Here is a 25,820-nt window from a genome sequence, read left to right as displayed (position 1 = left end):
CTTCACTCCCCTGCTATGTTATGATGAGCGCGTGGATTTCCGTGGCACTGGCTCGCTGAGTTACCCCGTCTGCCCCAATCGTCACGGCCCCTGCTTTACCACACCCACCCCCAAGCGGCCGCCATGGTCTGAATGTCCAACACCGTGACGCGTCCATCACGATCCAGATCATAGTAAGCCTGGGGGCCGCCATTGACCACGGCCGCGTTCCAAGCCTCGGCTGCGGCGACGATGTCCATGATGTTGATGGCACCGTCGCAGTTGATGTCCAGGCGGTGACAGGTGCGAAAGACGGCTGGCGTCGAAACCAGGGTGGCGCCCATGACCTGCGCCTGAGCTTGATTGGCGATAGCCTGGTTCAGCGCCGTGCCGCTGCGCAGCGTGGTCACGATCGTGATTACCAGCAGGGTGTGGGGCGGCACATTGCCGTACCAACTGGCAGTCTGGCCGTTGAAGCTGCCCGAACCGGGCAGATTGCTGCTGATGGTCAAAGGCTGCAACTGACTCGGCAGCTGATCTATGACGAGCGCATTGGGCTGCCATGGGTCGGTGGGGTTATCCAGGCCAATCGTGTAGGTGACCACGGCGCCGATGATCGGATTGGGCGCATCCACGCGCTTGTAGAGACAGGCTCCCTCGCGCCGCACCAACGCAAACGCGCCTGTGCGCATCACAGGAAGTGAGACGACATGTTCTGGCAGCTCATCGACCAGCCCAAGCGGCATCCACTCCTGGCTGTTCATTGCCGCGTGACTGAGAATGAGACAGCTCGGGCGGCCGCCAGGCAATTCATCAGGGCGTACGTTGAGCCACAGCGCCAACGGCCGTTCCAGATCAGCGGCGGCCTCAGCCAGGGCACCCGCGCCAGCTACATTGACGCCCGTACGCGCACCGATCAGTTGTTCACCAGGCGGCGCGGGAGGCTGCCCCCGGCTATCCCAGAAGATCGCTGGCTGCTGTGCGGCCGGGCCGGTGCGCGCCAGGTGCGCATCGGCGCGGGGCGAATGGGCAGTGTCGTGTACGCTGGGCGCGCCCGCGCTCAGCGCAAAGGGCGCCACGGTCTCCCGTCCACCCGCAGCATGAAAATAAAGGAAGCCGGCAAAATCAGGCAGCGGCGCGCTGAAGACCGTCTGCGAAATGCCGCCCACACTGCTCAATGTCAGAGTCTGTGGCGCATTCGCGCCGCCACGTTCGAAAAGCGAAACGCCCAGCCCCGCTAGATTGCCAACGCCGGCCAGGCTGACCGAAACCTGCTGTGAAGCCAGCGGCGTCAGCAGCAGCTTGGGCGACCATCCAGGTTGCGTGACGGTCACGGTCATGGCGGTGTTGGAGCCAGGGACAACGGTGCGCGTATAGACGAGCCCTTCAGGGTCTATGATCAGCAGCTCATCACCGCCGTACACGCCCAGCAGATGCAAATTGTTGCTGGGAGTGATGACGCCTTGACTGACCAGGCGCGGCCCGCCAGGATGACCTGGTCCGGCGAATTGATAGACCTGGAGTTCGCTGACGCCGGCGGGAACTCCCACCACGGCGAGTGTACGGGTCGGCGGCGCGTTTGCGCTGGGTGTGATCTGGATGGAGGTGATGCCAGGCGGTGTGGTTTCTGGGCCGGGGTTGGGTCCGCTGACCGGCAGTTGAATTTGCCAGCGCAGAGGCGCGTTGGCGTCTGCAAAACCGGCCGCCAGGGTTTCCCAATCCGATTGGCTGTACATCTGGAATTGGATCGTTTGGAGGCAGCGCGCGGCCCACTGCATCACGTTATTGGCGCCGCGCAAGGCAAGTTCGTTGGCTTTGTACTGATATGACATCAGCGTGGCCCACTGTTCGCCATAGGCCGGATCGCTCGGCGACACGGTGCAAAAAGAAGGGAAATCGGCCCCATCGGGCGCCAGGCCCAGGTATTCATCGAACAACGCCAGGCCATAATGCCCGAATTCGTGCAGCAGGGTGAGGGCGCCGGTACGCTGGTTCCAGGGGCCCTGGTTGGCGCTGTTGCCATCCCACGCACGCCCCACGCGCAAATGCCCAGGACGAAAGCCAACTCCGTTGGTCAACTGCGTGGGCGCGGCTACGATCCCGCCCACATCAGCGTTGGGCCAGACGTCGTTGGCCGCCATGATCTGAAAATCGGCGTCGCGCCAGTGACTGGCGCCAGCCACAATTTGCGCCTGCCCCACGGCCATCTGGCCGTTGCTGGCGTCGAACAGATGCCCGCTGAAGGCATCTAGTGCGGAAGTGAAGACATTGGTTTCGCTCGCCTCATGCACGTCCCATTCCAGGGAGACCAGCAGGTTGAAGAGGACCAGCGGCGCGTTGACGCGCGTCGTGAGCTGGAGAGGGGCGCCAGGGCTGCTGACGGTGGGGGAGATGATCGTTCCATCCGCTTGCACGGTCCAATTCGTGGTCACCACGGCATAGGCGATGTTGCCGGTGGCGCCGAAGGGCGCAAAGAGGGGAAATGCGTGGAACGCTTTGGTGGTTGTCACGAAATGCTGCGGCGCCAGCGCCAGGAGACAATCGCCTTGCGCCAGATCGAGCAGGACGGGGTAGGACGCGATGTTGGCGACGGTAACGAGCGACGGATCATGGCACTGATTGCGCAGGGCGACAATCACCGCGGGCTGCAACGCGCCGCTTTCGTTGCGCACGGTAATCGGGGTCAGGGCGGCAGGCGCCGCATCGTGCGCCAGGGCTGGATGCGAATCTACCAACAGCAGCCAGAGCGCGGCCATCAACAAGAGAGACAAACCTGTCGCCATCAGCAAGCGGCCGATCCGGCTCCAAAGTCTGCTTGGTTCATAGGTGGTCATCACGGTTACTCCTGAACTGCATATTCGGCACATGGCATGGCCGCAAGGTGGGTGAGGTTGATGCATTCATGAATGATTTATGGCTGGCCGCGCTGCCCCGTTGGCTCGATGCGTCGCTGTGGCGCGCCGTCTGCCGTACGCTTGACTTAGGGGCGACCGCGCGCGACTGGCCCGACTTGCTCCCTGATTTGAACTTGTTATCCGCGGGGCGTTGGCAGTTGGCGCAGAGGCCGGCGTATCTATCCGCGGCGCGCGCCGCGGACCCGGCCGCGTGCCAACAATGGCACTTGATTTTCTTTCAGGCGCTGCTTGAGCGCCAGGAAGTGAGCGAGGCGGTTTACCACTTTGAGCAGGCCGGCAACCTGTGCCTGGCGCGCCTGGCCTATGACGAGCTAGGACAGCTCATCGCGGCCGCCGATGCGCAGCAAGTTCTCCTGCCCCGTTTTGTGCACCTGCTGGCCTACTACCAGGCCGTGCTGGCGGTGGAACGTCACGACTGGGCCGCGGCCGCCGAGCTGCTGACGGATCTGCGCAGCCTGTCCAACCTGGACCCTGACCTGTACGCGCGCTGCACCAACACCCTGGGTGTACAGGCCTATCATCAGGCGCAATACGATACCAGCTTTCACTACTACCAGGAAGCCTATCAGGCTTTTCAACAGTTGGCGGATGGCCTGGGCCAACTGCGCGCGCTGATCAATATGGCGATAGTGCACAACTTGCTCGGCCAGTTTGATGACGCCATCGCCTGCCTGCAGGACGCGCGCGCCTGGTCGCACAGCCTGCACGAGGCGGTCTGGGAAAGCTGGATTCTCAATGAGCTTGGCATCAACTACAAGGATTTGGGACAGTGGGATAGCGCCCAGGCCCATTTGGAGCAGGCGCTTGCCATGTCGCGCACACTCAATCGCCAGCGCGGCGTTGCAACAGCGCTGGCTAACCTGGGCGAACTCTTCCTGCTCCTGGGTCAAACTGCAGCCGCCGAGCAGCACTACCAGGAGGCGCTGCAGCTCGCCGGTTCACCCTTCATGACCATCGAAGTCCTGGGTAATCTCGGCCTGCTGCGTCAGCTGCAGGGTCAGTATGCCGCCGCCGATGACCTCTTTCGTCAAGCCCTGGCGCATGCCGCCGGTATCCACAGCGTATCGTACCAGGCGCTCATTCATTATCGTCTGGGCACCCTGGCCTGGCAGCAAGGTGACTTAGCCGCCGCGCGCATGTCATTTGAACAGTCCATTCACCTTATCGAGGGCTTACGCAGCCAGATTCAAACCGAAGATGTGCGCATTCATCTCTTCGGCGGCTGGCAGCAGGTTTACAGCGCGCTCTTCCTGTTGACCCTTGCCCAGGGCGATGCGGCGGCTGCGCTGACCTATGCTGAGCGGGCACGCGCGCGCGCGTTTCTTGATCTGCTCAGCGGCCGCGGGCCAAACCACGTGCTGTTGGGCGAGCCTTTGAGCGCAAACGCCATCCAGGCGCAGATGCCGGCCGACATGCTGCTCTTGGTGTACTTCAATACAAATCCGCCGACGCGCTTCCAGCCGGTGGCCGATTGGCTGCTGCATCACCATGCGACATTGCGCGAACTCCTGTTTCCACCTGACCGCACCGTCATGCTGGCCGTCACATCGCAAACCATCGAGGCCTTTCCGCTGGCGTTGGATGCTGCCGCCGCGCTGCGTCGTGCATTTGCCGCCGATCGGCGCGCACTGGCCGGCTTGACGCCCGGCGCAGATGGCCGCTTGACACAGCCCTGGGTGCTGCGCAGCCTGGGAACGCTGCTGCTCGGCCCTGTGCTGTCACGGCTGGCAGAAACTGAGCGTATTGCCATCGTTCCCCATGGCCCGCTGCACTACGTGCCGTTCTCCGCGTTGCAGAGCGCAACTGGCGCAGCTTGCTTTGCGTCTACGGCAACGATTCTCTTCGCGCCCAGCGCCACCGTTCTGCTGACCCATGGTCGTCAGCAGCCGTCAGAGCTCGGAAGCCCCATCCCGTCTCCCTGGCCCCTGGTCATCGGCTTTGCGCCCGATCTGCGCCACGCCGAAGCCGAAGCCCAATCGGTGGCTTCTTTGCTAGGCGGTCGTTTGCTGTTGGGCCACCAGGCCACCCAGGACGCGTTTTTGCTGGCTGCGCCCAACGCCTCACTGATCCATCTCTCCTGCCACGGCACCTTCAACGCACAGGCGCCGCTGCAATCTGGCCTATTTCTGGCCGATGGGCTGCTCACGGCAGCCGCTCTGCTCAACCGGCCTGCGTTCCTGCAAGCCGACCTGGTTACATTGAGCGCATGCGAAAGCGGGCGCAGCGGCGTCCTGAGTGGCGACGAGTTGTTGGGATTGGTGAGGGCGTTCTTGGCAGCGGGCGCGCCGGTTGCGCTGGTTAGTCTGTGGGCCGTAGATGAGCTTTCGACGCGATTGTTGATGCGTTTCTTCTACACGGCCCTGGCCCAGGGAGTTTCCGCGGCTGCCGCACTGCGCCAGGCGCAACAAGCCCTCACCAGATTGTCGGCCTCCGCTCTCAGCGAAATCCTCGCCGCGGGCGGATTCTCTCCAGCGCAGATTGCCCATGAGCTGGCTCGCTTAGACGATGCTTGTGAGGTTTTGCCTGATCATCAGCATCTCTTGAGCCATCCTTACTATTGGGCAGGGTTCGTCCTCATTGGCGGCGCCCCGCTGGCCCGTTCAACCGCGCGCGCTGAGTTGGATGTCCGCCAGGCTGCGCCGCGGGATTCCACTGAAGCGGACGCGGCCGTCGCTGTCGGTCATCGCCCGTCGTGATTCTCCCGGCGCATAGAGGGTGACCGTCGCGCCGGCAAAGCCGTCGAGAAAACGGCTGGGGCGGCGCACGATGACTTCAACCTGAACCTGGTCGCCGTTGTTCGCGTCAGGCCAAGCCACGAGATCCAGATTCAAGTCTGGCTCTGGAGTCAACGCCACCTGCAGCAAAGGCCGCGCCTCCGTTGGGGCCCCTTTTATCGCGACGGGGCTGAGGACCGGCTGCCATTGCATGACCAGCTGCAAATTCAGCCACACGGCGCCGCTGCGATCCACCAGCCAGTACGCGCCCTGCTGAACAGCCTGTTCCATCTGCTGGCGCCAGCGCGGCAGCGAGAGAGACGATTTTTTGAGGAAGGCCAGGTCAGGCGACGGCGCATCAGGCGGGGTTGCCAGCCTATCCTGCGCCAGGGCGCGCGGCAGGGTGCGGAGTTCAACGGCGGTTTGCTGGCAGAATGGGCAGTCGCTGAGATGTTGGCGCACCGCGGGGGTGAGCGCAAAGGCGCCGTCGCTCTCCAGCCAGGCCAGCAGCGCAGGCTCAGCATCCGCGCAACTGAGGTGGTCAGGCGGATGCAAGGATATGCTGCGCAAACGAGCCAGGCGCTCCCGGCAGGTCTGACAGTGGGTTAGATGGATGCCCAATTCCGATCGGTTATCCGCATCGCTCAAGAAAGCCATCAATTCTGTACTATCGGTTGGGCACTTCATAAGCTCACTCGCTTCAATGACTCAGCTGTTATGGGAAGCTTGTGACAAAAAAGAACAAGCGCGGCGGATGTTCTTGCATGGAAGATAGAGGCCATGCAGCGTCTCATCCCGGCGGCATTTGGAGCGTACGGCGCAGACAGGCTTCTAGCTTCTTCAGCCCGCGACTGCGCAGCACATGCACATTGGCGACGGTTGTACCCAGGCGTTCGGCAATCGTGGCATCGTCCAGTTCATCGAAGTATTTGAGAATGAGCGCCTTGATCTGTTCGGACGCACGCGGTTGGTGGCGCCACAGTTTCTGCAGGCAGTCGCGCACCGACGCGGCTTCATCGCTGTGCAAAGCGGCTTCTTCAGGCAGTGGGGGTTTCTGAAAAATGGGGATTAGCGATGATGTTTCCTCGGCGCCAGCGTCCAACCAGGATGCCAGCGATTGCACCCGGCTGAGGCGCGCCGGGCGCACCCGATTCATGGCATGGCGCAGGCGGAAGTAGGCAAACTTGAGGAACGTTTCCGGCTGTTGACAGGTGTCCAGTTTCTCATACACCAAGCGCAGCGTCTCCTGCGCGACATCGGCCACATCAGCTTCCGGAACCCGATTGTAGGCCAACTTATACACATAGCGATAGAGTTCGTGATAACCCGCTTCGCGCTGCGAACTTCCGGCGCAGGCCGCAAACAGCAGACGTGAATAGACTGTTTGGCAGGCGGTCACCGCCTGCACAAGGCTCACCTCGGCGACAGGACTCAGATGCTGAACAGCTTGCGCCGCCAAGGCATCGGCCGACACCAGCGACCAGCCGAAGTCAGCAAGCAGATGCTCGGCGGCCCGCCGGAACACGATGGGCGGCGTTTCCGTAGTTGTCTCGTGCAGAACATGGGAAATCATGCGTAGATTCTAACACACGACCACCGCGTGTGCAAGCAGAAATTCCAGCCTTATGGTAGAATAGTGGAGATACTCGCACCGATGGAAAGGATGCCACCCTTGTCACGCAATATCTACCTGGAAGACATTGGCCTGGATGAGGCGGTTGAACGCTGGTGGCGCGCGCTGGCCGCCATAGACCTTGATCAACCGCTGCCTGGCGAATGGATCGCCGTGGCGCAGGCCCGCGGTCGCGTGACCGCCGAACCGGTCTGGGCTTTAACGTCGTCGCCGCACTACCACGCGGCCGCCATGGATGGCTATGCCGTGCGCGCGGCTGAGACCCTGGGCGCGCTGGAAACCGACCCGCTGCGCCTGGCCGTGCCCACGCAAGCCGTTTACGTGGATACAGGTCACGCCATCCCTCCCGGCTTCGATGCGGTCGTGATGATCGAGAATGTACACGTTCTGGCGGAGGGTGCAGCCATCGAGATTCTGGCGGCTGTTGCGCCCTGGCAGCATGTGCGGCCTTTGGGCGAGGACATGGTGACGGGAGAACTGGTGCTGCCCGCCAATCACGTCTTGCGGCCGCAAGACCTGGGCGCGGCGGCCGGTTGCGGTCACACCCAGCTCTTGGTCCGCCGGCGGCCGCGGGTAGCAATTCAGCCCACCGGCGCCGAGTTGGTGCGGCCCGGCAGCAGTCTCAAACCCGGCGATATCGTCGAGTACAATTCACTCATGTTGGCCGCCCTGGTGGAAGAGTGGGGCGGTGAGGCCACCCGTCTGCCGCCCGCGCCTGATGACCCTGAACAGATCAAAGCAGCGGTGCTGGCTGCCCTGGTCGAGCACGATCTGGTGGTGGTCAATGCCGGTTCATCGGCCGGCTCGCATGATTTCACCGCCGACGTCTTCCGCGCGATCGGCAGCATACAGGTGCACGGTATTGCCATGCGCCCCGGTCATCCGGTCATTTTGGGCGTGGCCGCGGGTAAGGCCCTGGCCGGCATCCCTGGCTACCCTGCCAGCGCGCTCATGACCTTTGATCTGTTAGTTAAGCCACTGCTTGCACGTTGGCTAGGCCAGCTGCCGCCCCAGCGCCCCACGTTGAACGCCAGCCTGACGCGTAAAGTGCTCTCGCCGCTGGGCGAAGACGAGTTCATGCGCGTCATGGTGGGCAAAGTTGGCGACCGCTTCGTGGCAACGCCGATGGCGCGCGGCGCCGGGGTCATCATGTCGCTCGTCAAGGCAGATGGCATCGTGCGGGTGCCGCGTTTTAGCGAAGGTTTTCCGGCCGGCGCAGAGGTCACGGTAGAGCTGCTGCGCACGCGCGCTGCGGTGGAAAACACGATGGTTGCCATCGGCAGTCATGACTTGACATTGGATGTGCTGGCTGACTACTTGCGCCGTCGCTATCCCCACTTGACGCTGTCATCGTCGAATGTCGGCTCTTACGGCGGGCTGTTGGCCCTCGCGCGCGGCGAAGCGCACCTGGCAGGCTCTCACCTACTCGATGAGGCGACCGGCGAGTACAACGTCAGTTACATTCGGGCGCTGCTGCCGGAAACGCCCGTGGTCTTATTGGGCTTCGTGCAGCGCACGCAGGGCCTGATCGTGCCGCCGGGCAACCCGAAGCGCATCACCACGCTGTCAGACTTGACCAGGTCGGACGTTGTTTTCATCAATCGGCAGCGCGGTTCGGGCACGCGCGTCCTCTTCGATTATCGGCTGAAGCAGGCGGGCATCGAGCCGCAGCAAATTCAGGGCTATGATCGCCAGGAGTTCACACATCTGGCCGTGGCCGCGGCTGTCAAGAGCGGCGCGGCCGACTGTGCGCTGGGCATCGCGGCGGCCGCGCGCGCGCTCGATCTTGATTTCTTGCCCCTCGGCGAGGAGCGTTACGACCTGGTCATTCCGCAGACTACCTACGAAAGCCCGCTTCTGCAACCCCTGCTGACGGTCATTCGCAGTGACGAATTTCGCGCCGCGGTGACCCGGCTAGGCGGCTATCACACGCCAGACCTGGGGCATGTCTTGGCGGCGTATTAAAGTTATGTCTAGCCAGGGCGGTCTTGCAGGATGAAGAGCAGCGCTCTCGCATAGGCGTCGCTGGCGCCAAAGGCTTCGAATTCCAGGGTTTGAGCCTTTGAATCGGTATCCAGCCAGCTCAGGGTCACGCGATAGCCATCAGGTATCGTGTTCAAACACAGCGCCGGCTGCGCCATGATGGCTAACTGCTCTTCCACCATTTCTCGCAACTGTTCCTCGCTGGGCATCCAGACGGCTTCCCCAGTCAGGACATAATCAAGGGCCCATTCAGATGCGCCGTCGAAGGAGATGAGTTGTTCCCCGCGCAAACGCTCGATGGTCACCAAGATGTCCCCGATCACGAACAACCGGTCATCTAAACTACGGTCTGGAATTGCAAAAAAGTCGTGCAGGCGCGGCGTCCAGGCCAGGCCTGCGGCCTTGAGCTCCAGCGCCAATGGGATTGAGATCATGTTTCTTCTTTCTCTTGTCGTTAGCTTTCAACCCGCCGCCCCTATCGAGCGGCGCGGCCCTGAATTGACTGTGTAAGCCTGTAATACAACTGTAAGGCGAATGCACTTGAAATCCATGCTCGTTGTGCTATACTAAGATTAGCTCGAGTATATGGCCGCGCTTGCTGCAGAATCAAGTCTCATTGGTTCGCCCCCAAGAAACGCTTCATCGCTATTCAACGGTTTTTGTTCATCTGTAGGAGGACTCCAATGAAGTCCACCCGATTTCGCATGTTGCCATGGTTGGTCGCCGTTATGATTGTCGGTATGCTCATGGCATGGCATACCAGTCCGGTAAAAGCAAGCTCAGCCTCTGCAGGTTCTGGGCCTGCCTTTTATATTGTCAAAAAAGGTGATAGCGTCTCGAGTATCGCGCAGCGATTTGGAGTGACGATCAAAGCGCTCATGGATGCCAACCGTATCCCAAAGGCCAACAGAATCTATGTCGGCCAGAAGCTGCGTATTCCCGCGAAAGCCTCCGCAGCGACTGCGACGCCGCCGCCACCTGTGTCCAAGCTGCCCACGGCAACCCCGACTCCTTCCATCTTGCCGACTGGGCGGCCCAATGATTGATTTGATCGCTCCCCATTCCTTAGTGTTTGAGTAAGCCCGTTCCATCCAGGGGAACGGGCTTATTGATGGCTGCCCCACTCAACGACCCCGCGATGATGGTCACGTTTTGCGCCCAGGCTGTTGCCATGACATCTGCTGTCGCCATGCGCGCCACCGCGCTGACGCAGAAAATCGCGATGGAGTGGCGTTCATCTGCCAATCTGCCAGCGCACGCCGTGTGATGGTGTAGCCATCGGTCATGAGAGAATCGGTCTGACTGAAGTCCCAGAGGTAGGGCTGCATTGCGGACACCAGTCGGACATGACGCACCGGCACCCCACGAGCGACGGCCAGGGCGAGTTCCATCTCCGTTTCTCGTATCTGCGTCGTGGTCGTGAGCTTCCAAAGGAACCCACCCAACCCGCTGGGATCCGTCGCCAACCCGCGCGGGTCATGTAAGTCAAGGGCCACAATATCCGTCGCGCCCCGCGCCATGGCCGGCTCCAGCGGCAAGTTGCTCACGGCGCCGCCGTCCATCAGGCTCATGCCGCCGCGTTCGATGGGGAGAACCCAGGGCGGCAGCGCCGCCGATGCTTCGACTGCATCCAGCACGCGTTCATTGGCGTCATCTCCGTAAACCAGGGTGCGACCACCATGGAGGTCGGTGACAACGACATAGACCGGCATCTGCATGGCATCAAAGCGCATTTCTGGCCTAAGGCCGTGGGCAATCAGGAACGCGCGAATGGGATTCTGGCGCTCGCGACCGGTCAGGTTGAAGACAGTGCGCATGGTCAGCCAGACGGTGCGTGCTGGCAGCAGTTCAGAGGACGCGGCGATGCGCCAGGTTTCCTGCAGAGCTTCAACGGTCGCCAAACTCCAACCACGCAACCCCATGAACGCGGCGTTGATGGCCCCAATGGATGTGCCGACCAAGAAATCGGGGCGGATGCCTTCCTCGATCAACGCGCGTAACGCGCCGACCTGCAAGGCGCCGCGTGCGCCGCCGCCGCTCAACACCAGGGCAAGGGCCTGTCGTTGAAACCACCGTTTTGGCATCTTTCTTACCTCACTCCAGCTCTGGAGCCCCAGGCCACAGTTCGTCTGTTCTGACTGCATTGCCGTTGATGAAGACACGCGTGCTCTTCCAATTGCGCACGCGTTCGAATAGGGTCCAGAACCTGCTCAAATCTCGATGCCGATACACATTGCGGTAGACGATCTCGCGGTTCTCATCCAGAAGCCTAATGAAGCCGGGATGACGACGGGCAATGGCTACGACGCGATCGAGTTTTTCGGACGATGACTCGCCAAACTCCAAGATCAGGTACCATCCACGATCCACCCACTGGGTAGGCTTTGCAGTCGCGGCGAAGGATCGCGACGTGAAATGGCCGCCTAGCTGCGCGCTGCGCGCTGAGCTTTCGAGCAAATCCTTGATCGCGCGCTGAAAGGCTGGGCTGTTCCACACGTCAACCGCTTGCACCAAAAAACGAATCCCGGGATTGACCAGCTGAACTTGCGCCGTGCGTTGCTCAGCGCGCAGCGCGTCCACTTGTTGGCTCAAAATGCTCTGGCCAGCGGTCGCCAATTCTGCCACCACAGCCTGTTCCACTTCACGCTCATGCTGCTTCGCCCACGCGCTCCAACTGTGGCGAAAGAACTGGCCCAGGCGTATCACCTGCACCGCGCTCAAGGGTACGCCCAGGTCGTTCTGCAGCGAAAGCAGCACTTCCAGGTTCCATGATCCTGACCCAACCTGGTTGATGATCCAGGCATACAAATCAGGTTGACGATGGAGCCAGGCGCCAACAGCCATTGCATGCGCGGTGGATTCACGCACAGAGAGCGCGCGATGATGACTGAACAGCCAACGCATTTCTGCCAGCGCCGCCTCGGCGTGGGCGTCGAACAGGGCCGCTTCGAGATGTTGAAGATAGAGAATGGCGTAGCCAACCGGTACGTTGTCCTCGTGGGTGCGCAGCCAATTCCAAAAAACCCAGCGCTGCTCAGCCGAAAGGGTGGAAAACGCTGGCCGGTAACCTGGATCTGGTGCGCCCTGTGCGTTGCCCGGCTCTTGCAAAGGCAAAGCAGGATCAATCATGGTTTGATCGGGCGCGTTGTAATCGAGCGGTGTAATCGCAAAAGACTGTTCGCGGCAGGCATGGCGCACTTGCTGGGCCGCGGGCAGGTTGCGACCCCGGATGCGCAAGAAAGGGAGTGCAAGCTCATCCCACCGCGTGCGAATGTCGTTTGGCATACGGTGAGTATAGCATGACCCGCGGTCAGTGGCAAGGGTTTGTTTCGTCGCAAAGGGTTTTGCCAACTGGTCAATCGGCAGACTGTATGTCGCGATGCGACATGCCAGCTTGACACCGGGGGCGGAGGGACGTATCATAAAACTGTGACGTCTTGAACAGTATGCCTGAGGGAGGAAAAATCATGTACGTGCGTAATCTGATGAGCCAACCGGTCATCTCGGTGACGACAGACATGGGCGCGGGTGTTGCACTGCAAACGATGCGTGAAAAAATCATCCGTCGTCTGCCGATTGTGGACCATGAGGGCCGCCTGGTCGGCATCGTAAACGACCGCAGTTTGCTGCGGCTGCTGGCAGAGCCACGCCGTCATCGCAGCGACCCCATGCCAACGGTCGGTCGCGTGATGTCAACACCCGTGACCACGGTGCCGCCGGATTTGCCTTTGGAAGAAGCCGCCTCGCTCATGGCTGACAAGCGCGTCGGCGCCTTATTGGTGGTAGAGAACGAGAAACCAGTTGGTATTTTGACTGACCGCGACCTCTACCGCGTTTTCTTTGATTTGCTGGGCGGGCGCGACGCCGGTTTGCGCGTCACCCTGCGTGCTCCGGCCAATGTAGACATCCTGGCGGACGTCGCGATTGCAATTTCCAATGCGGGCGGCGCACTGCGCAGTTTTGGCAGCATCACCCATGAGGACGAGTCGCTCATGGTGTTGAAGGTCAAATACATCAATGAGGATGAGCTGCAGCTTCTGCTGCGTGATTTCTCCGTAGAAATCGAGTCTATTCGCCAGGTTTAGCTGAACATAAGAGGGGACGTTGACAACGTCCCCTCTTATGTTGACTGGCCTACTCTTCGTCTATCTGTCCTGGCATGTCGACGCGTACGATGTCGCCATGCAGGTTGATGATGATCCGAAAGCCGAGCATGCCGAGCCACGATTTGGCTTCGTCGGGCAGGCTTTGATCCACGACCTGGTCCATATTCTTGATCGAAGCATCCACCGCGGCTTTGGTGAACAGGTCGTCGCGGCCCAACATCTGCAGTGCACTGTTCACGGCGAGATCGCGATGGGCTTCGATCTCACCGCGTAGGATGCGCAGCACCTGCTGATCTACTTGTCGCGCGGCGATGTGGCGTCGGAAACCGGCGTCGGGCACGACATAGAACGCCTCCTCGCCAACGACGACTACCTCGACGGCATGGCCTTCTTCATCCTGCACCAATCCTGCAAAAAATGCATGAGGCATCTACTGAGTTCCTCTACCCTTCTGCGCACCGCGCCCGCATTCCTGGTTACTGCGCCATTACTGGTTCGCGTCTTCAGGTGCGGGCGCTTTGAAGATGACCACGCCCAGCGGGGGCAGTGTGATCAAGATCGAATGGGGGCGCTTGTCCCACGGAATCGGGTCCGAAGGCAGGCCGCCGCTGTTGCCCACGTTGCTGCCGCCATACGCGGCGGCGTCTGAGTTCATGACCTCCGTGTAGAAACCGGCAAAGGGGACGCCAACCCGATAACCGCTGCGAGGAATCGGCGTGAAATTGCAGATCACCACCAGGCGTTGTGTGGAGTCTGCAGCTCGCCGCTCGAACGCAATGATGGATTTGTCCACATCCCGGAAGTTGATCCATTCGAAGCCTTCCCATGAAAAATCAACCTGGTGCATGGCTGGTTCGGTCTGATACAGATGATTCAGATCGGTCACAAACTGCTGCAGCTGTTTGTGAAAATCGTACTCGGTCAGATGCCAGTCCAGGCTGCGATCTTGATCCCACTCGTGCCACTGACCGAACTCGCCGCCCATGAAGAGCAGTTTTTTGCCGGGATGAGTGTACATGTAGCCATACAGCGCACGCAGACCGGCAAATTTCTGCCAATCGTCGCCTGGCATCTTAGTGATCATGGCCTTCTTGAGATGCACGACTTCATCATGCGAGAAAGGCAGGATGAAATTCTCGCTGAACGCGTACATGAGCGAGAAGGTGATGCTGTTATGATGGAAGCGCCGGAAAATCGAGTCCATCTCCATGTAGTCGAGCATGTCGTGCATCCAGCCCATGTTCCACTTGAGATCGAACCCGAGGCCGCCCACGTAACCAGGCCGGGTGACGAGCGGCCACGAGGTAGACTCCTCCGCCATGGTGAGTACGTCGGGAAATTCTTTGTGCACCTGGTCGTTGAAGCGGCGGATGAAATCAACCGCATCCAGGTTCTCACGTCCGCCGTACTGGTTGGGCAGCCAGTCGCCGCCCTCGCGGCCGTAATCCAGGTACAGCATAGAGGCCACGGCATCCACGCGCAGCCCATCAATGTGGTACTTCTCTAGCCAGAAGAGTGCGTTGGAGATGAGGAAATTACGCACTTCGTTGCGCCCAAAATTGAAGATCTTGGTGCCCCACTGCGCATGTTCGCCGCGGCGCGGATCCGCATGTTCATAGAGATGCGTTCCGTCGAAGAAGCCAAGACCATGCGCATCGCTGGGAAAGTGCGCGGGCACCCAGTCCAAAATTACGCCGATGCCATGTTGATGCAGCCGATCCACAAAATACATGAAGTCGCTTGGCGTGCCAAAACGACTGGTTGGCGCAAAATAGCCAACCACCTGGTAGCCCCATGATCCGTCAAACGGATGTTCGGCCACGGGCAGCAGTTCAACGTGGGTATAGCCGAGCTTCTTGACATAGTCCGCCAGGTCATCGGCCAAATCACGGTAGTTCAAAAAGCCGTTGGTCTCTGGCGCACGCTTCCATGATCCCAGGTGTACCTCATAAATCGCCATGGGCGCGTTCAGCCCATTGTGCTTCTTGCGACTGGCGACCCAGTCGGTATCACGCCAATCATAATGATCAATGTCGAAAACAATCGAGCCAGTGTTGGGGCGCATTTCGGCATAGAAGCCATACGGATCAGACTTGTCGCCCACATACCCCATGTAGCGCGATTTGACTTCGTACTTGTAAACTTCTCCCTGCACCAGGCCAGGGATGAACAGTTCCCACACGCCTACCTGGGACCGCAGCTGCATCGGGTGCGTTCGTCCGTCCCATTGATTGAAATTGCCTTTGATGCTGACCCGCTCGGCGTTCGGCGCCCATACGGCAAAATGCACCCCCGACATGCCGTTGACCTCAACCAAATGAGCGCCCAGTTTTTCATACGTGCGGAAATGAGTCCCTTCACCCAGTAGGTGCAGATCGAAATCGGTCAACTGCAAGGGATAGGCATAGGGGTCTTCGATGTCCACTTCGCTGCCATCACGACCAACAAGGTGTAAATGATAGGCGAAAACTTCGTCTACATCCTCAAACACCGCTTCGAAGAATCCGACCGCGTTGAGATTTTCCATGGCCGTACGCTGCGCAGGATCATGCTTGGCAACGACGTACACCTCGGCGTCCAGCGGGCGGAACGTACGAATCGCCACGGCCTTGCGTCCATCGGCCAATTCCTTCACGTGTGGGCCTAACACGTCCATGGGCGCGCCGTGATACGCAAATACAATGGCGTCTATTTCACCGTCCAAAACAGTTCTCATGGTCTTCTGGTTCCTTCCTTTGTCACCCCTTTTGGGCCGCGGTGCCCCGTTCTCTACATATCTATTTTACTCGATATTGACTTCCACTTCAACTCAGCCGTTGACGCCAGGTGCATTTCAAACTGGGGGCGAGTCGGGCGATTGAGGCTTCGTCGTGAGCGACTCGACCGAGCGTTCGACAGGCTCACCGCACGGTTCGACAGGCTCACCGCACGGTTCGACAGGCTCACCGCACGGTTCGACAGGCTCACCGCACGGTTCGACAGGCTCACCGCACGGGGCCTGAGCTTGTCGAAGGCCGCTGCAACCACCTCCAAGCCCAACCGAAGCCGGCTACGCAACGGAACTGAAATGCGCCCGCCACGAAATACAAACCCCTCGCGCGCCGTCAGGCCCGACAGGGCCTTCGACCTCGTAGCCCGATCCGTTCACGGTCGGGCGGCGTTGGTTGCGCGCACGCCATCCGGTGCAACCCCGCCGGAGGCCAAAGGCCATCCGGCTACGAGGTGCAAGCCCCTCTGGGGCTAGGGCCCGAAATTGAAACGCACCCGTTGACGCCTTTGCCCCGTGCACGCGCCTGTGTTATACTGCGAAAACGTCGGGCGCGTGCGCTGCCCCGCTGCACAGCGGTCGCCAGCGCACTGTCCGGCAAGCCCACCCCCGCCTCGGCCGGCAAAGGTTGGTTGGGCGCCAGCCGCTGCGGCTTCAACCGCCAGGCGACGATGCAAGCAAACGGGAGCGTTAGAGGAACCGCTTGAAAATTCAGACAGTGCATTGGCACAGAGCCATCCTGGCGACGTACCTGGTTATTGGCGTTCTGTTTGCGGTCAACACTCCCGCGTGGCAAGCGCCGGATGAACCGGCTCACTACAATTATGTACATTTCGTTGCCGTACACGGTGCGCTGCCGGTTTTGCAGCCGGGAGACTACGACCAGATCCAGCAGATGCAGGCGATTGATGCCCGCTTTGGCCCCGGTTCCTCTATCGCAGCCTTTCGTTACGAGTTCCACCAACCACCGCTTTATTATGTGCTGGCCGCGCCGATCTTCCGCTTGACCGCGGGCGCCCTGCTCCCGCTGCGTCTTTTTTCCGTCTTTTTGGGCGCCTTGCTCCTCTTGGTGATCTATCGCGCCGCCGCGCTGATCGTGCGGCCCGCGCTGGCCCTTGGCGCCATGGCCTTCGTCGCCTTCTTACCCATGCACGTTGCCATGCTCAGCGCGGTCAACAACGACAGCCTGGCTGAACTGCTCATGGCCGTGATGCTGTGGCAGTGCCTTCACCTGCTGCTGCACCCACCCCGTCAGTCGCTGCGGTCGTGGTTCGGCCTCGGCGCGGTCGCTGGCCTGGGGTTGATCACCAAAAGCACGGTCTATGGCCTGCTGCCCATGCTGGGCGTCACGTTGATCGTGGCCTGGAGGGATCGGCTACGCCAGGCTGGAGACAGGCGCCGCGATGCCAGCATCTTTCTGGCGGTGTTGGCGCCGCTGCTCGTGCTGGCGCTGCCCTGGTGGCTGCGCAACCTGGCCGTCTACGGTGGAACCGATTTTCTCGGTCTCAACCGCCACGATGATATCGTTCTCGGGCAATTGCGCACAGCCGAGTTTCTCGCGCAGCAAGGCTGGATCAGCCTGGTCGCACGCTTCACCACCTGGACATTCCGCTCCTTTTGGGGTCAGTTCGGCTGGATGAGCGTGCTGCTCGATGGCCGCATCTACACCGCACTGCTTATCCTCAGCGCGGCGACGGCTGTGGGCGCGCTGGCGGAGCTACGGCGCGTTTGGCGCGAAGGCCGCGACACGGTCCGGAGCGCACTTTTGATCTTGAGCCTGGCGGCGCTGGGCGCGGTGGGTGGTTACCTCTGGTATAATCTCGGTTTTGTGCAGCACCAGGGTCGCTATCTGTTTCCCACGCTCTTGGCCTTTGCCGTGGGTTGGGCCGTTGGCTTGGCCGCGCTCGCGCGGCCGGGCGTCAGCCGCGCCGCGGCCCTCATGGCCGTGGGCGGCGGCCTCGTGACGCTGATCCTTGCGCCTGGCCGCTGGAGTCTTTTCTTGTGGATCGTGGCGGCAGCGCTATTCTATTTGCTGCCCCGCCTGCAACGATGGCATGGGATTCTTTACGCAGCCGTGTTCGCAGGGCTAGCCGGCCTGGACCTCATCAGCCTCTTCTGGTTCATCGTTCCCCAACTGCGCCCCTGATCACTGCGCCCTGTCTTGGCCCCGGCCGTTACGCAGTGCGAGCGCCGACGACCCGCGCCGGTACGCCCACCGCGATAGCGTAAGGCGGGACATTGCTGGTCACCACCGCGCCGGCGCCGATCACCGCGCCGCGGCCGATGGTCACGCCGTCCAGCACAATCACGCCCAGGCCCAGCCAGGCATCATCTTCGATCACAATCGGCCCTTTGCTTGCCAGTGGCTGGTTTTTGATCGGCTGCGTTCGATCGGCAAAGGTATGTTCGTAGGGACTGAACGCACACTGGGGGGCGATTTGAACCTGGTTGCCAATGCGCAGGTCGGCCACAAAACCCTTCAGGTTGCACGCGCTCTGAATATGGCTGTCAGCGCCGATGATCACGCTGCCGCCCGCGCCAATCTCCACGATGGTGCCGCGGTGCAGCGAAGAAAAATCGCCCACCTCGACGCGGCCCCCGTCATGGTGCGCGTAGATCGTGACGTAATCGTCAATGAACGCGTGCTGTCCCAGGCGCAGGTCGGCGCAGCGGATTTGGGCGCATGGCGAGATGAACGGGCGCGGCGTGAGATTGGCCAACAGCTTGCGATCCTTGTAAACGCCGCCCAACAGCCAGACGGCGACTCGCGTCGCCAGGCGACCGCTGCCGCTTGGGCCAGAAGCCATCATCAGTGTTCGCAGCAGCGGTTGTTTGATGCGCCAGGGTAGCACGTGTTCGATGCCCTCCATCTCGTTGCGCCGCGGGGGTCTCCTGCCCACGGCAGCAGTGGCCTAAATCATCCTGTGGTCGCGATACCAGGCCACAGCGGTTTGAAATGCAGCCAGCAGGGGCGCCGGCGTCCACACTAACTCACGCACCGCACGCGCGGGGCTGCATGTCAAGGCTGCGGGCCGCGTATCGGTCGTTGGGGCGCGCGCGGGCGCCGCCGGCCGCGGCAGCCACGCTCCCAGGCGCACGCGCCAGCCCAGCGTTGACCGCGGCGCGGGCCGTCCACTGGCGGCTTGCATCAAAGCCAGGAAGCTGGCCAGGTCAAGATTCCCGGCCGGATGCCCCAGGATGTAGCGCGCGCCGATCTGGCCATGCGCGGCTGCCAACAAATGCCCGCGCGCCACGTCATCTACGCCGCAAAAGTTGATCCCGCCAGCCAGGTAGCTGGGCATCTCACCGCGCAAATAGGCCAGGATGCGCGCGCCGGTTGCGGTCGGCCGCCAATCGCCGATGCCGACCGGCGCGGTTGGATTGACGACAACGACTGGCGCTTTGCCTTGCGCCGCCCACGCCAGGGCGAGTTGTTCGCCCTGGCGCTTGGAGAGGACGTAGGCGCTGGCGCGATCTTCCAGGTTGAACGGCGTATCTTCTGTGGGCAACTGCTGCGGATCGGCTGGTCGGCCAATGGCGCCGATCGTGCTGGTGTGCACGAAACGCTCGACGCCGGCGGCTGCCGCGGCCTGCAACAGGTTCTGTGTCCCATCCACGTTGATGGCGTAGAGCAAAGCGGCGTCGGCCGGGTTGGCGCTGTAAAATGCCGCCACATGATAAACCTGGATACAGCTATCCACGGCGCGCATGACCGCATCGGCGTCGCGCAGATCGCCCTCAACGGTCTCAACCGCCAGCCCGACCAGGTTACGCCGGTCGCTGCCTGGTCGCAAGAAAACGCGCACCGTGACGCCGGCATGCAGAAGCGCCCGCACAACCGCCGCGCCGACAAATCCATTGCCCCCGGTGACCAAAGCCAGCATCTGAGTTCCGTTCGTGCGCTGAGAAATGGCGCCGCGCCCTGCGTTCAGGAGAGCCGGCGACCACGCCGCGCCGACACTTGAAATGAACGGCCCCTGTTCCAGCCCAGCAGTGAGGCCAGCTTGCTGCCGATGCCCTGCGGGGGAGGCGCTTCGCCCTGGAGACCGTGCCATTCACGCTGCAGCTCCAGCAGCTCACTGCGCGTCAAGGGGCGCGCGCCCACGCGCGCGTTGAGCGTGGCGCCCAATTCACCCTGTTCCAGGCGCACACCCGCATAGGGCCGATACGCTTTGACGCTGAGCAGCGGCGGCCGCACGGCCGCCAGGAACTCCCGCGTCTGCGCACGCGCGGCGTAGGTCTCCCCAGGCAGGCCCACCATGACGAAGACGCGGCAGTTGATGTTTGTCTGCGCGCAGGCGTCCATCACATCCAGGACTCGCTCGCGATAGTCATCCGCAGACTGGTGCGGATGCAGGCGTCCCATGAGGTCAAGCATTTCGTCGTCAACCGTCTCCAGCCCGATCTTGATGGTTGTGCAGCCCGCGCGTGACATTTGCCGCAGCAGCGCCAGGTCGAAATGCTCTGGCCTTGATTCGCACTCCCAGTTGACCTTGAGCCGGCGCGTGGTGACGGCCGCGCAAAAGGCTTCGACCCAGGCTCGATCCGCAGCAAAGACGATATCGCGGAAGAGGTAGCGTGGCTTGGGAAAGGTTTGCAGCAGCCAGGCCAGTTCGTCAGCGACAGCATCGGCCGGCCGCACCTGGCGCGTGCGGCCTTCCACGGCCACGTAGGGGCAGTAGGCGCAATCATCAGCACATCCGCGACCGGCGCGCAGGGTCAGGAAAGGGTAACGATCGTGCGGCAGCAGATCCCAGGCGGGGCGCGGTAGGTCTGCGAGGTCGGTCGAGGTCGCTGAGGGCCCGGCGACCCATTCGTCGTTGGAGTCGTCATCGGTTGGCGAGGCTAACGCCTGTACAGTGCGCAAGACCGCGGTTTCTGGCTCGCCCAGGGCAACCGCTGCCACATTGCACTGCTCCATGACGGTCTGCCCAACGAATCGCATGGCGGGGCCAAACGCAATCACGTTGGCGTCAACGTCCGCCAACAGGTGATTGCAGAAATCAATGTCGCTGGTCAGCGTGGCCTGGCTCATCAGCACACCGATCAGCAAATCGGATGCGTGGGGCGGCACACGCGCCAGGGTGGCCGCCAGATCGAGCTTTTCGCCTACCGCGTCCACGCAGGTGACCGCGTGGCCTGCGTTGCGCAGCACCGCGGCCACCGTGGCAATGACCTGGGGCGGATAGCAGAAGTCGTCCGCCTGTGCACTGATCACACCCATTCCGGCTGAGCCTTCGCGGTTGGCTGTCTTGCCAGCAGGACTGGGTGGATTGATCAAGAGGATTTGGGACATGGAAGACCCTTTCCAAAAGCAATGAGTAAGGCGTAGGCACACGGTGCGCGCCATGATGCAACTGTGCTCATTTTACCACAAGAAAAAAGCCTGGCGAAAAGCACACCCATGACGCTCTTGGGCAAAACGATTTGCTACGACTTCCCGCCTATGCTATAATCTGTAACTGCGGTTGCGAAGGCATACGTCACTGGTATTCCAGCGGTGCTTTGGCTTCACGCGATGAGATTGGACCATACGAAAGGGAGCAAAACTGTGTCACTGTCAAAAGAAGACAAATCAGTAGTCATCCAGGAATATCACAAGCACGAAACGGATACCGGGTCGCCGGAAGTGCAGGTTGCCTTGCTGACAAAGCGCATCAACGCCCTGGTTGAGCATTTGAAGGCGCATGCACATGATGAAAACTCTCGCCGCGGCCTGCTCAAGTTGGTCGGCAAGCGCCGTCGTCACTTGAACTATCTGAATCATACCAACTACGACCGCTACGTAGAGTTGGTTGGTCGTCTGGGCTTGCGCAAGTAGGCTTGTTCCGTTTCTACGGCGATACAGTAGAGATCTAGTGCGTCGTCGTAGAAACGGATGATCTTGCATTCCGACCGAAGGAACAGGTATTGGGGAAAGGAGAGAAAGGTTCTTCGTCTCTTTGTCTCTTTTCCCCAGTTCCTGACCTTTCGGTCCGGCTAATGAACGCGGCGCTGGTCATGCCAGGCGCCATGCATTGGTGTATCACACGGAGTGATACGCCTCATTTGTTTCCCCAACGTGAAAGGGGGATACACTCGTGCCTGGTCAGACAGGCATGAAAGGACCGAATATGATACAGAAGCATCGTTTTAGTGCCCGGCTGGGCAATCATGAGATTGCCATCGAGACCGGCACGCTGGCCCAACAGGCCGGTGGCGCAGTGACGATTCACATCGGCGACACCGTACTCCTGGCTACCGCCACGGGCGCCAAGAACATCCGCCCAGGCATTGACTTTTTCCCACTCACCGTTGATTTCGAAGAACGATTGTATGCCGCCGGTAAGATTCCGGGCAGCTTCTTCCGCCGTGAAGGCCGCCCCAGCGAGTCGGCCATTCTTCTTTGCCGCCTGGTAGATCGCCCGCTGCGCCCTCTCTTCCCCAAAGGCTTCCGCAACGACGTTCAAATCATTCTCACGGCGCTCTCTGCAGACCCAGATCATTACCTGGACACGCTGGCGATTATTGCCGCTTCCGCCGCGCTGATGATCTCTGACATCCCCTTTGCCGAGCCGGTCGGCGCGGTGCGCATCGGCTACGTAGATGGCGGATTCATCGTCAACCCCACCGCCAGCGAGATGGAAAACAGCACCCTGGACTTGCGCGTGGCCGGCACCAAGGACGCCATCCTGATGGTGGAAGCCGGCGCGGACGAGATTCCTGAGGATACGATGGTGGAGGCGCTGCGCTTGGCGCACGATTCCATCCAGGACATCATCCGCATGCAGCTCGACATGGCCGCGCAGGTTGGCAAGCCCAAGATGACGTTCAAGGCCTACCTGCCCAAGTCCGAAATCGTCGAATCTGTGACAGAACAAATCCAGAGCAAAATCGCCGATATCGTGGCCAGCGGCATGGGCAAGAGCGAACGTAATGATGCGTTGGACATCCTACGCAGTGAAGTGGTGGACGAAGAAGATACGATTGACGACACCCAAGAGCGCATTGCGGTTTTTGATAGCCTGGTGAAAAAACAGGTGCGCGACCGCATTCTGAACGAAGGCATCCGCCCCGATGGTCGGCGCACGACCGAAATCCGACCGATCAGCTGCGCGGTCGGCGTTTTGCCGCGCACCCATGGCTGTGGTCTGTTCACCCGCGGCGAAACCCAGGTGCTCTCCATTGCCACGCTCGGCACGCCGCGCGAGGCGCAGACGCTCGATACGCTGATGCCAGAAGATTCGAAGCGCTACATGCACCACTACAACTTCCCGCCTTACTCGACGGGCGAAGTTTACCCCATGCGCGGCCCCAAGCGTCGCGAGATCGGGCACGGCGCCCTGGCCGAGCGCGCCCTGCAGTCTATGATCCCGGCTGTGGACAAGTTCCCGTACACGCTGCGGGTTGTGTCCGAAGTGCTGTCGTCCAACGGCTCTACCTCCATGGCCTCCGTCTGCGGCAGCACCCTGGCGTTGATGGATGCTGGTGTGCCGATTGTGGCGCCCGTGGCCGGCATCGCCATGGGCCTCATCACCGAAGCCGCGAGTGATCGCTTTGCGATCTTGAGCGACATCCAGGGTATGGAAGACGCGCTGGGCGACATGGATTTCAAGGTCGCGGGCACGAAAGATGGCATTACCGCCCTGCAAATGGACATCAAGATCAAGGGTCTGCGCATGGACATCATGGAGCAGGCGCTGGAGCAGGCGCGGCAGGGACGTTTGTTCATTCTGGACAAGATGCTGGCTGTTATCTCAACCCCGCGGCCGGACTTGTCAGCCCTGGCCCCGCGCATCCTGACCATTCACGTGGATCCGGAGAAGATCGGGAAGATCATTGGCCCTGGCGGCAAGCAGATTCGCGCCATGCAAGAGAAGTATGGCGTCAAGATTGATATCGAAGATGACGGTTCGGTCTACATCGCGGCGGCTGATGGCCCCAGCGCGCAGTCGGCCGTACGCGAAATCGAATCGCTGACTGAAACGGTCGAGGTCGGCAAGACGTATGTTGGTACGGTTGTGCGCACCGAGAGCTACGGCGCCTTCGTTGAAATTCTGCCTGGGGTGGATGGCATGGTGCATATCTCCCAGTTGGCCGATTACCGCGCGCCCTCTGTCGAAGATGTGGTGCATGTGGGCGACGAAGTCATGGTCATGGTAACCGATGTGGACGATCAGGGCAAGATTCGCCTGAGCCGCCAGGCTGTCCTGGAAGGCTGGACCGTAGACGAGGCTCGCTCACGCGACCGTCGTTCACCGGGCGGCGACCGGGCCGGCGACCGCGGGGGCGACCGCGGGGGCGACCGCGGCGGCGACCGCGGTCGTGGCGGCGACCGCAGCGGCGATCGTGGTCGCGGCGGCTACCGCGGCGGCGACCGCGGCAGTGACCGCGGCGGGCGTCGCTAAGCTGCAATGAAGAACAAACCCGTTTTCTGCGAGAAAACGGGTTTGTCGTTGCGCCAAACAGCCGAATTGCTTCCTCATGCACACACAACGAAGATGAACTACGATGATGACATGCTGCTGATGCCCGTCGCGACGTCATACACGCCAAGTCGGGCCAGGCATTACATCCAAGCGCTTTTGCAGACCGTGGCGCCAGCCCTGGTGATTGCCCTGTTGATTCACGTCTTCTTGGCGCAGGCCATGCGGGTCAACGGCCAGAGCATGGAGCCGAGTCTCCATACCGGCCAACGGCTCATTGTGGAGAAAATCTCCTATCTCTTGCATGCTCCCCGCCGCGGCGACATTGTGGTGGTTCGGATGCCGTCTCGCGACGATGAGCTGCTGGTGAAGCGCGTGGTTGCGCTGGCTGGTGAAGTGGTTGAGATCAAAGCCGGGCAGGTCTACGTAGATGGCACGCCACTCGATGAGCCGTATGCGCTGGCAGAGACGTCCGGTAATCAGCGCTGGGTTGTGGGGCCATTGCAGGTCTTTGTCATGGGTGATAACCGCAATGCATCCAAAGACTCTCGCTCTTTCGGCCCGGTGAAGCTCAGTCACATCGTCGGTCACGCACTTTTTTCCTACTGGCCGCTCAATCAAATCGGCAACCTGGAATAGAACGCCAGTCAGCAGATCAAAAAAAGAGACTCAACTGCCAGCGCAGTTGGGTCTCTTTGTGAATCTGCCGGAAAGCGTCTGAACGCTTAGCCCAGGGTGAGCGTATGTTCGTGCACAACCGGTGTGGTCGAATGTGGCGTGGGCGTTGCGCTGCCATTCAATGGCACAGCGACGATCCCGTCTTCCGTGCGCACCAGGCGGCGGATTTCTGTCGCCATGTCCACGAACAGGCGGCCGTTCAGATGATCAATCTCGTGTTGGAAGGCGCGCGCCAGCCAGTCTGTCGCTTTGATGCGTATTTCTTTGCCTTCGACATCCAGGCCCTTCACAGTCAGCCACTGCGCGCGCCAGACATCGCCTACCAGGTTTGGAATCGAGAGGCATCCCTCCTCGCCCAGCACCTCGTCGCGCGAGGCTTTCACAATTTCCGGATTGATGAGCGTGTATAGTCTTCCGCTGCCCGGAATCTTCTCATCTTCCGGGATTTCGACCACAATCACCCGTTCTGGCACACCAATCTGCGGCGCAGCCAGGCCAATGCCGGGCGCGGCGCGCATGGTCTCGACCATATCATCAATCAGCGTCTTGAGGCCGCTGCCAAAGCGGTTGACTTTCGCCGCACGTTGGCGCAGCACGGGTTGCCCAATTTTTACAATATCACGAATCGCCATTCCATCTT

Annotated in this window: 20 protein-coding genes; 8 read left to right on the top strand and 12 right to left on the bottom strand. The window is 61.1% G+C overall.

The features are described from left to right. Positions 1 to 95 precede the first annotated feature (95 nt). A complete protein-coding gene (locus ACPQ6D_RS10495) occupies positions 96 to 2,813 on the bottom strand; it encodes a dockerin type I domain-containing protein (protein WP_423224273.1) in 2,718 nt (905 codons plus the stop codon). Between the two features lie 68 nt (positions 2,814 to 2,881). On the opposite strand from ACPQ6D_RS10495, the gene ACPQ6D_RS10490 reads away from it, so the two are divergent. Further along, a complete protein-coding gene (locus ACPQ6D_RS10490) occupies positions 2,882 to 5,590 on the top strand; it encodes a CHAT domain-containing protein (protein WP_423224272.1) in 2,709 nt (902 codons plus the stop codon). Here the strand turns inward: ACPQ6D_RS10490 and ACPQ6D_RS10485 are convergent. Both ACPQ6D_RS10485 and ACPQ6D_RS10480 read right to left on the bottom strand, forming a co-directional pair. Beyond that, entirely contained in the window at positions 5,495 to 6,295 is an 801-nt protein-coding gene (locus tag ACPQ6D_RS10485; RefSeq protein ID WP_423224271.1) for a hypothetical protein, read from the bottom strand. The two genes, ACPQ6D_RS10490 and ACPQ6D_RS10485, sit on opposite strands and share 96 nt — an antisense overlap. Before the next feature lie 103 nt (positions 6,296 to 6,398). Further along, positions 6,399 to 7,181: an RNA polymerase sigma factor gene (locus tag ACPQ6D_RS10480; protein WP_423224270.1), complete on the bottom strand. Its 783-nt coding sequence runs from the start codon at positions 7,179 to 7,181 to the stop codon at positions 6,399 to 6,401. Positions 7,182 to 7,280: 99 nt separating this feature from the next. Here ACPQ6D_RS10480 and ACPQ6D_RS10475 point away from each other — a divergent pair, with 99 nt between their 5' ends. Beyond that, entirely contained in the window at positions 7,281 to 9,206 is a 1,926-nt protein-coding gene (locus ACPQ6D_RS10475) for a molybdopterin biosynthesis protein (RefSeq protein ID WP_423224269.1), read from the top strand. An 8-nt stretch (positions 9,207 to 9,214) separates the two neighbouring features. Here the strand turns inward: ACPQ6D_RS10475 and ACPQ6D_RS10470 are convergent, their stop codons facing one another. Next, positions 9,215 to 9,658, bottom strand: a complete 444-nt coding sequence (locus ACPQ6D_RS10470; RefSeq protein WP_423224268.1) for a glycoside hydrolase family 18 protein — start codon at positions 9,656 to 9,658, stop codon at positions 9,215 to 9,217. A 249-nt stretch (positions 9,659 to 9,907) separates the two neighbouring features. Here ACPQ6D_RS10470 and ACPQ6D_RS10465 point away from each other — a divergent pair, with 249 nt between their 5' ends. Beyond that, positions 9,908 to 10,270, top strand: coding sequence for a LysM peptidoglycan-binding domain-containing protein (locus ACPQ6D_RS10465; RefSeq protein ID WP_423224267.1), 363 nt, complete (start codon positions 9,908 to 9,910; stop codon positions 10,268 to 10,270). A 99-nt stretch (positions 10,271 to 10,369) separates the two neighbouring features. Here the strand turns inward: ACPQ6D_RS10465 and ACPQ6D_RS10460 are convergent, their stop codons facing one another. Together ACPQ6D_RS10460 and ACPQ6D_RS10455 are read right to left on the bottom strand one after the other, a co-directional pair. Further along, positions 10,370 to 11,308: a patatin-like phospholipase family protein gene (locus ACPQ6D_RS10460; RefSeq protein WP_423224266.1), complete on the bottom strand. Its 939-nt coding sequence runs from the start codon at positions 11,306 to 11,308 to the stop codon at positions 10,370 to 10,372. Between the two features lie 10 nt (positions 11,309 to 11,318). Next, positions 11,319 to 12,509, bottom strand: coding sequence for a TerB N-terminal domain-containing protein (locus ACPQ6D_RS10455; protein WP_423224265.1), 1,191 nt, complete (start codon positions 12,507 to 12,509; stop codon positions 11,319 to 11,321). Between the two features lie 182 nt (positions 12,510 to 12,691). Between ACPQ6D_RS10455 and ACPQ6D_RS10450 the strand changes: the two genes are divergently transcribed. Beyond that, positions 12,692 to 13,309: a CBS domain-containing protein gene (locus ACPQ6D_RS10450; RefSeq protein WP_423224264.1), complete on the top strand. Its 618-nt coding sequence runs from the start codon at positions 12,692 to 12,694 to the stop codon at positions 13,307 to 13,309. 49 nt (positions 13,310 to 13,358) lie between these two features. Here ACPQ6D_RS10450 and ACPQ6D_RS10445 read toward each other — a convergent pair whose 3' ends face one another. Continuing rightward, complete coding sequence (locus ACPQ6D_RS10445; RefSeq protein ID WP_423224263.1) at positions 13,359 to 13,760, bottom strand: hypothetical protein; 402 nt, start codon at positions 13,758 to 13,760, stop codon at positions 13,359 to 13,361. Positions 13,761 to 13,817: 57 nt separating this feature from the next. Continuing rightward, positions 13,818 to 16,046, bottom strand: coding sequence for a 1,4-alpha-glucan branching protein GlgB (gene glgB / locus ACPQ6D_RS10440; RefSeq protein WP_423224262.1), 2,229 nt, complete (start codon positions 16,044 to 16,046; stop codon positions 13,818 to 13,820). A 754-nt stretch (positions 16,047 to 16,800) separates the two neighbouring features. Between glgB and ACPQ6D_RS10435 the strand changes: the two genes are divergently transcribed. Then, positions 16,801 to 18,243, top strand: a complete 1,443-nt coding sequence (locus tag ACPQ6D_RS10435) for a DUF2142 domain-containing protein (RefSeq protein WP_423224261.1) — start codon at positions 16,801 to 16,803, stop codon at positions 18,241 to 18,243. 28 nt (positions 18,244 to 18,271) lie between these two features. Here the strand turns inward: ACPQ6D_RS10435 and ACPQ6D_RS10430 are convergent, their stop codons facing one another. Genes ACPQ6D_RS10430 through ACPQ6D_RS10420 form a run of 3 tightly spaced genes read right to left on the bottom strand, consistent with a single transcriptional unit; the run spans position 18,272 to position 21,393 of the window. Then, entirely contained in the window at positions 18,272 to 18,967 is a 696-nt protein-coding gene (locus ACPQ6D_RS10430) for an acyltransferase (RefSeq protein WP_423224260.1), read from the bottom strand. 42 nt (positions 18,968 to 19,009) lie between these two features. After that, positions 19,010 to 19,981, bottom strand: a complete 972-nt coding sequence (locus tag ACPQ6D_RS10425; RefSeq protein ID WP_423224259.1) for an NAD-dependent epimerase/dehydratase family protein — start codon at positions 19,979 to 19,981, stop codon at positions 19,010 to 19,012. A gap of 44 nt (positions 19,982 to 20,025) precedes the next feature. Continuing rightward, positions 20,026 to 21,393, bottom strand: a complete 1,368-nt coding sequence (locus tag ACPQ6D_RS10420; protein ID WP_423224258.1) for a B12-binding domain-containing radical SAM protein — start codon at positions 21,391 to 21,393, stop codon at positions 20,026 to 20,028. A gap of 255 nt (positions 21,394 to 21,648) precedes the next feature. On the opposite strand from ACPQ6D_RS10420, the gene rpsO reads away from it, so the two are divergent. The 3 genes from rpsO to lepB all read left to right on the top strand — a co-directional run bounded on the left by rpsO (position 21,649) and on the right by lepB (position 25,141). Next, positions 21,649 to 21,918 carry a 30S ribosomal protein S15 gene (gene rpsO / locus ACPQ6D_RS10415; protein WP_423224257.1) on the top strand — a complete coding sequence of 90 codons (270 nt, stop codon included), beginning with the start codon at positions 21,649 to 21,651 and terminating at the stop codon, positions 21,916 to 21,918. Between the two features lie 292 nt (positions 21,919 to 22,210). Next, entirely contained in the window at positions 22,211 to 24,484 is a 2,274-nt protein-coding gene (locus ACPQ6D_RS10410; protein WP_423224256.1) for a polyribonucleotide nucleotidyltransferase, read from the top strand. A 93-nt stretch (positions 24,485 to 24,577) separates the two neighbouring features. Beyond that, on the top strand, positions 24,578 to 25,141 hold the full coding sequence (lepB, locus tag ACPQ6D_RS10405) for a signal peptidase I (protein WP_423224255.1): 564 nt from the start codon (positions 24,578 to 24,580) through the stop codon (positions 25,139 to 25,141). Positions 25,142 to 25,227: 86 nt separating this feature from the next. Here the strand turns inward: lepB and def are convergent, their stop codons facing one another. Next, entirely contained in the window at positions 25,228 to 25,812 is a 585-nt protein-coding gene (def, locus tag ACPQ6D_RS10400; protein WP_423224254.1) for a peptide deformylase, read from the bottom strand. Positions 25,813 to 25,820: the final 8 nt, after the last annotated feature.

It is taken from the genome of Candidatus Amarolinea aalborgensis, assembly GCF_900491745.1.
Taxonomy (GTDB): Bacteria; Chloroflexota; Anaerolineae; order SSC4; family Amarolineaceae; genus Amarolinea; species Amarolinea aalborgensis.
The sequence above is the reverse complement of the archived record's forward strand: the minus strand, read 5'-3'. Positions and strand labels throughout refer to the sequence as shown.

Bases quoted from the DNA above. Each gene is read 5' to 3' on its own strand.
- ACPQ6D_RS10460 (WP_423224266.1), bottom strand. From the start codon at position 11,308: ATGCCAAAACGGTGGTTTCAACGACAGGCCCTTGCCCTGGTGTTGAGC.
- ACPQ6D_RS10410 (WP_423224256.1), top strand. From the start codon at position 22,211: ATGATACAGAAGCATCGTTTTAGTGCCCGGCTGGGCAATCATGAGATT.
- ACPQ6D_RS10495 (WP_423224273.1), bottom strand. From the start codon at position 2,813: ATGACCACCTATGAACCAAGCAGACTTTGGAGCCGGATCGGCCGCTTG.
- ACPQ6D_RS10470 (WP_423224268.1), bottom strand. From the start codon at position 9,658: ATGATCTCAATCCCATTGGCGCTGGAGCTCAAGGCCGCAGGCCTGGCC.
- ACPQ6D_RS10420 (WP_423224258.1), bottom strand. From the start codon at position 21,393: ATGTCCCAAATCCTCTTGATCAATCCACCCAGTCCTGCTGGCAAGACA.
- ACPQ6D_RS10450 (WP_423224264.1), top strand. From the start codon at position 12,692: ATGTACGTGCGTAATCTGATGAGCCAACCGGTCATCTCGGTGACGACA.
- ACPQ6D_RS10445 (WP_423224263.1), bottom strand. From the start codon at position 13,760: ATGCCTCATGCATTTTTTGCAGGATTGGTGCAGGATGAAGAAGGCCAT.
- ACPQ6D_RS10465 (WP_423224267.1), top strand. From the start codon at position 9,908: ATGAAGTCCACCCGATTTCGCATGTTGCCATGGTTGGTCGCCGTTATG.
- glgB (WP_423224262.1), bottom strand. From the start codon at position 16,046: ATGAGAACTGTTTTGGACGGTGAAATAGACGCCATTGTATTTGCGTAT.
- ACPQ6D_RS10480 (WP_423224270.1), bottom strand. From the start codon at position 7,181: ATGATTTCCCATGTTCTGCACGAGACAACTACGGAAACGCCGCCCATC.
- ACPQ6D_RS10455 (WP_423224265.1), bottom strand. From the start codon at position 12,509: ATGCCAAACGACATTCGCACGCGGTGGGATGAGCTTGCACTCCCTTTC.
- ACPQ6D_RS10430 (WP_423224260.1), bottom strand. From the start codon at position 18,967: ATGGAGGGCATCGAACACGTGCTACCCTGGCGCATCAAACAACCGCTG.
- ACPQ6D_RS10425 (WP_423224259.1), bottom strand. From the start codon at position 19,981: ATGCTGGCTTTGGTCACCGGGGGCAATGGATTTGTCGGCGCGGCGGTT.
- lepB (WP_423224255.1), top strand. From the start codon at position 24,578: ATGAACTACGATGATGACATGCTGCTGATGCCCGTCGCGACGTCATAC.
- ACPQ6D_RS10485 (WP_423224271.1), bottom strand. From the start codon at position 6,295: ATGAAGTGCCCAACCGATAGTACAGAATTGATGGCTTTCTTGAGCGAT.
- ACPQ6D_RS10490 (WP_423224272.1), top strand. From the start codon at position 2,882: ATGAATGATTTATGGCTGGCCGCGCTGCCCCGTTGGCTCGATGCGTCG.
- def (WP_423224254.1), bottom strand. From the start codon at position 25,812: ATGGCGATTCGTGATATTGTAAAAATTGGGCAACCCGTGCTGCGCCAA.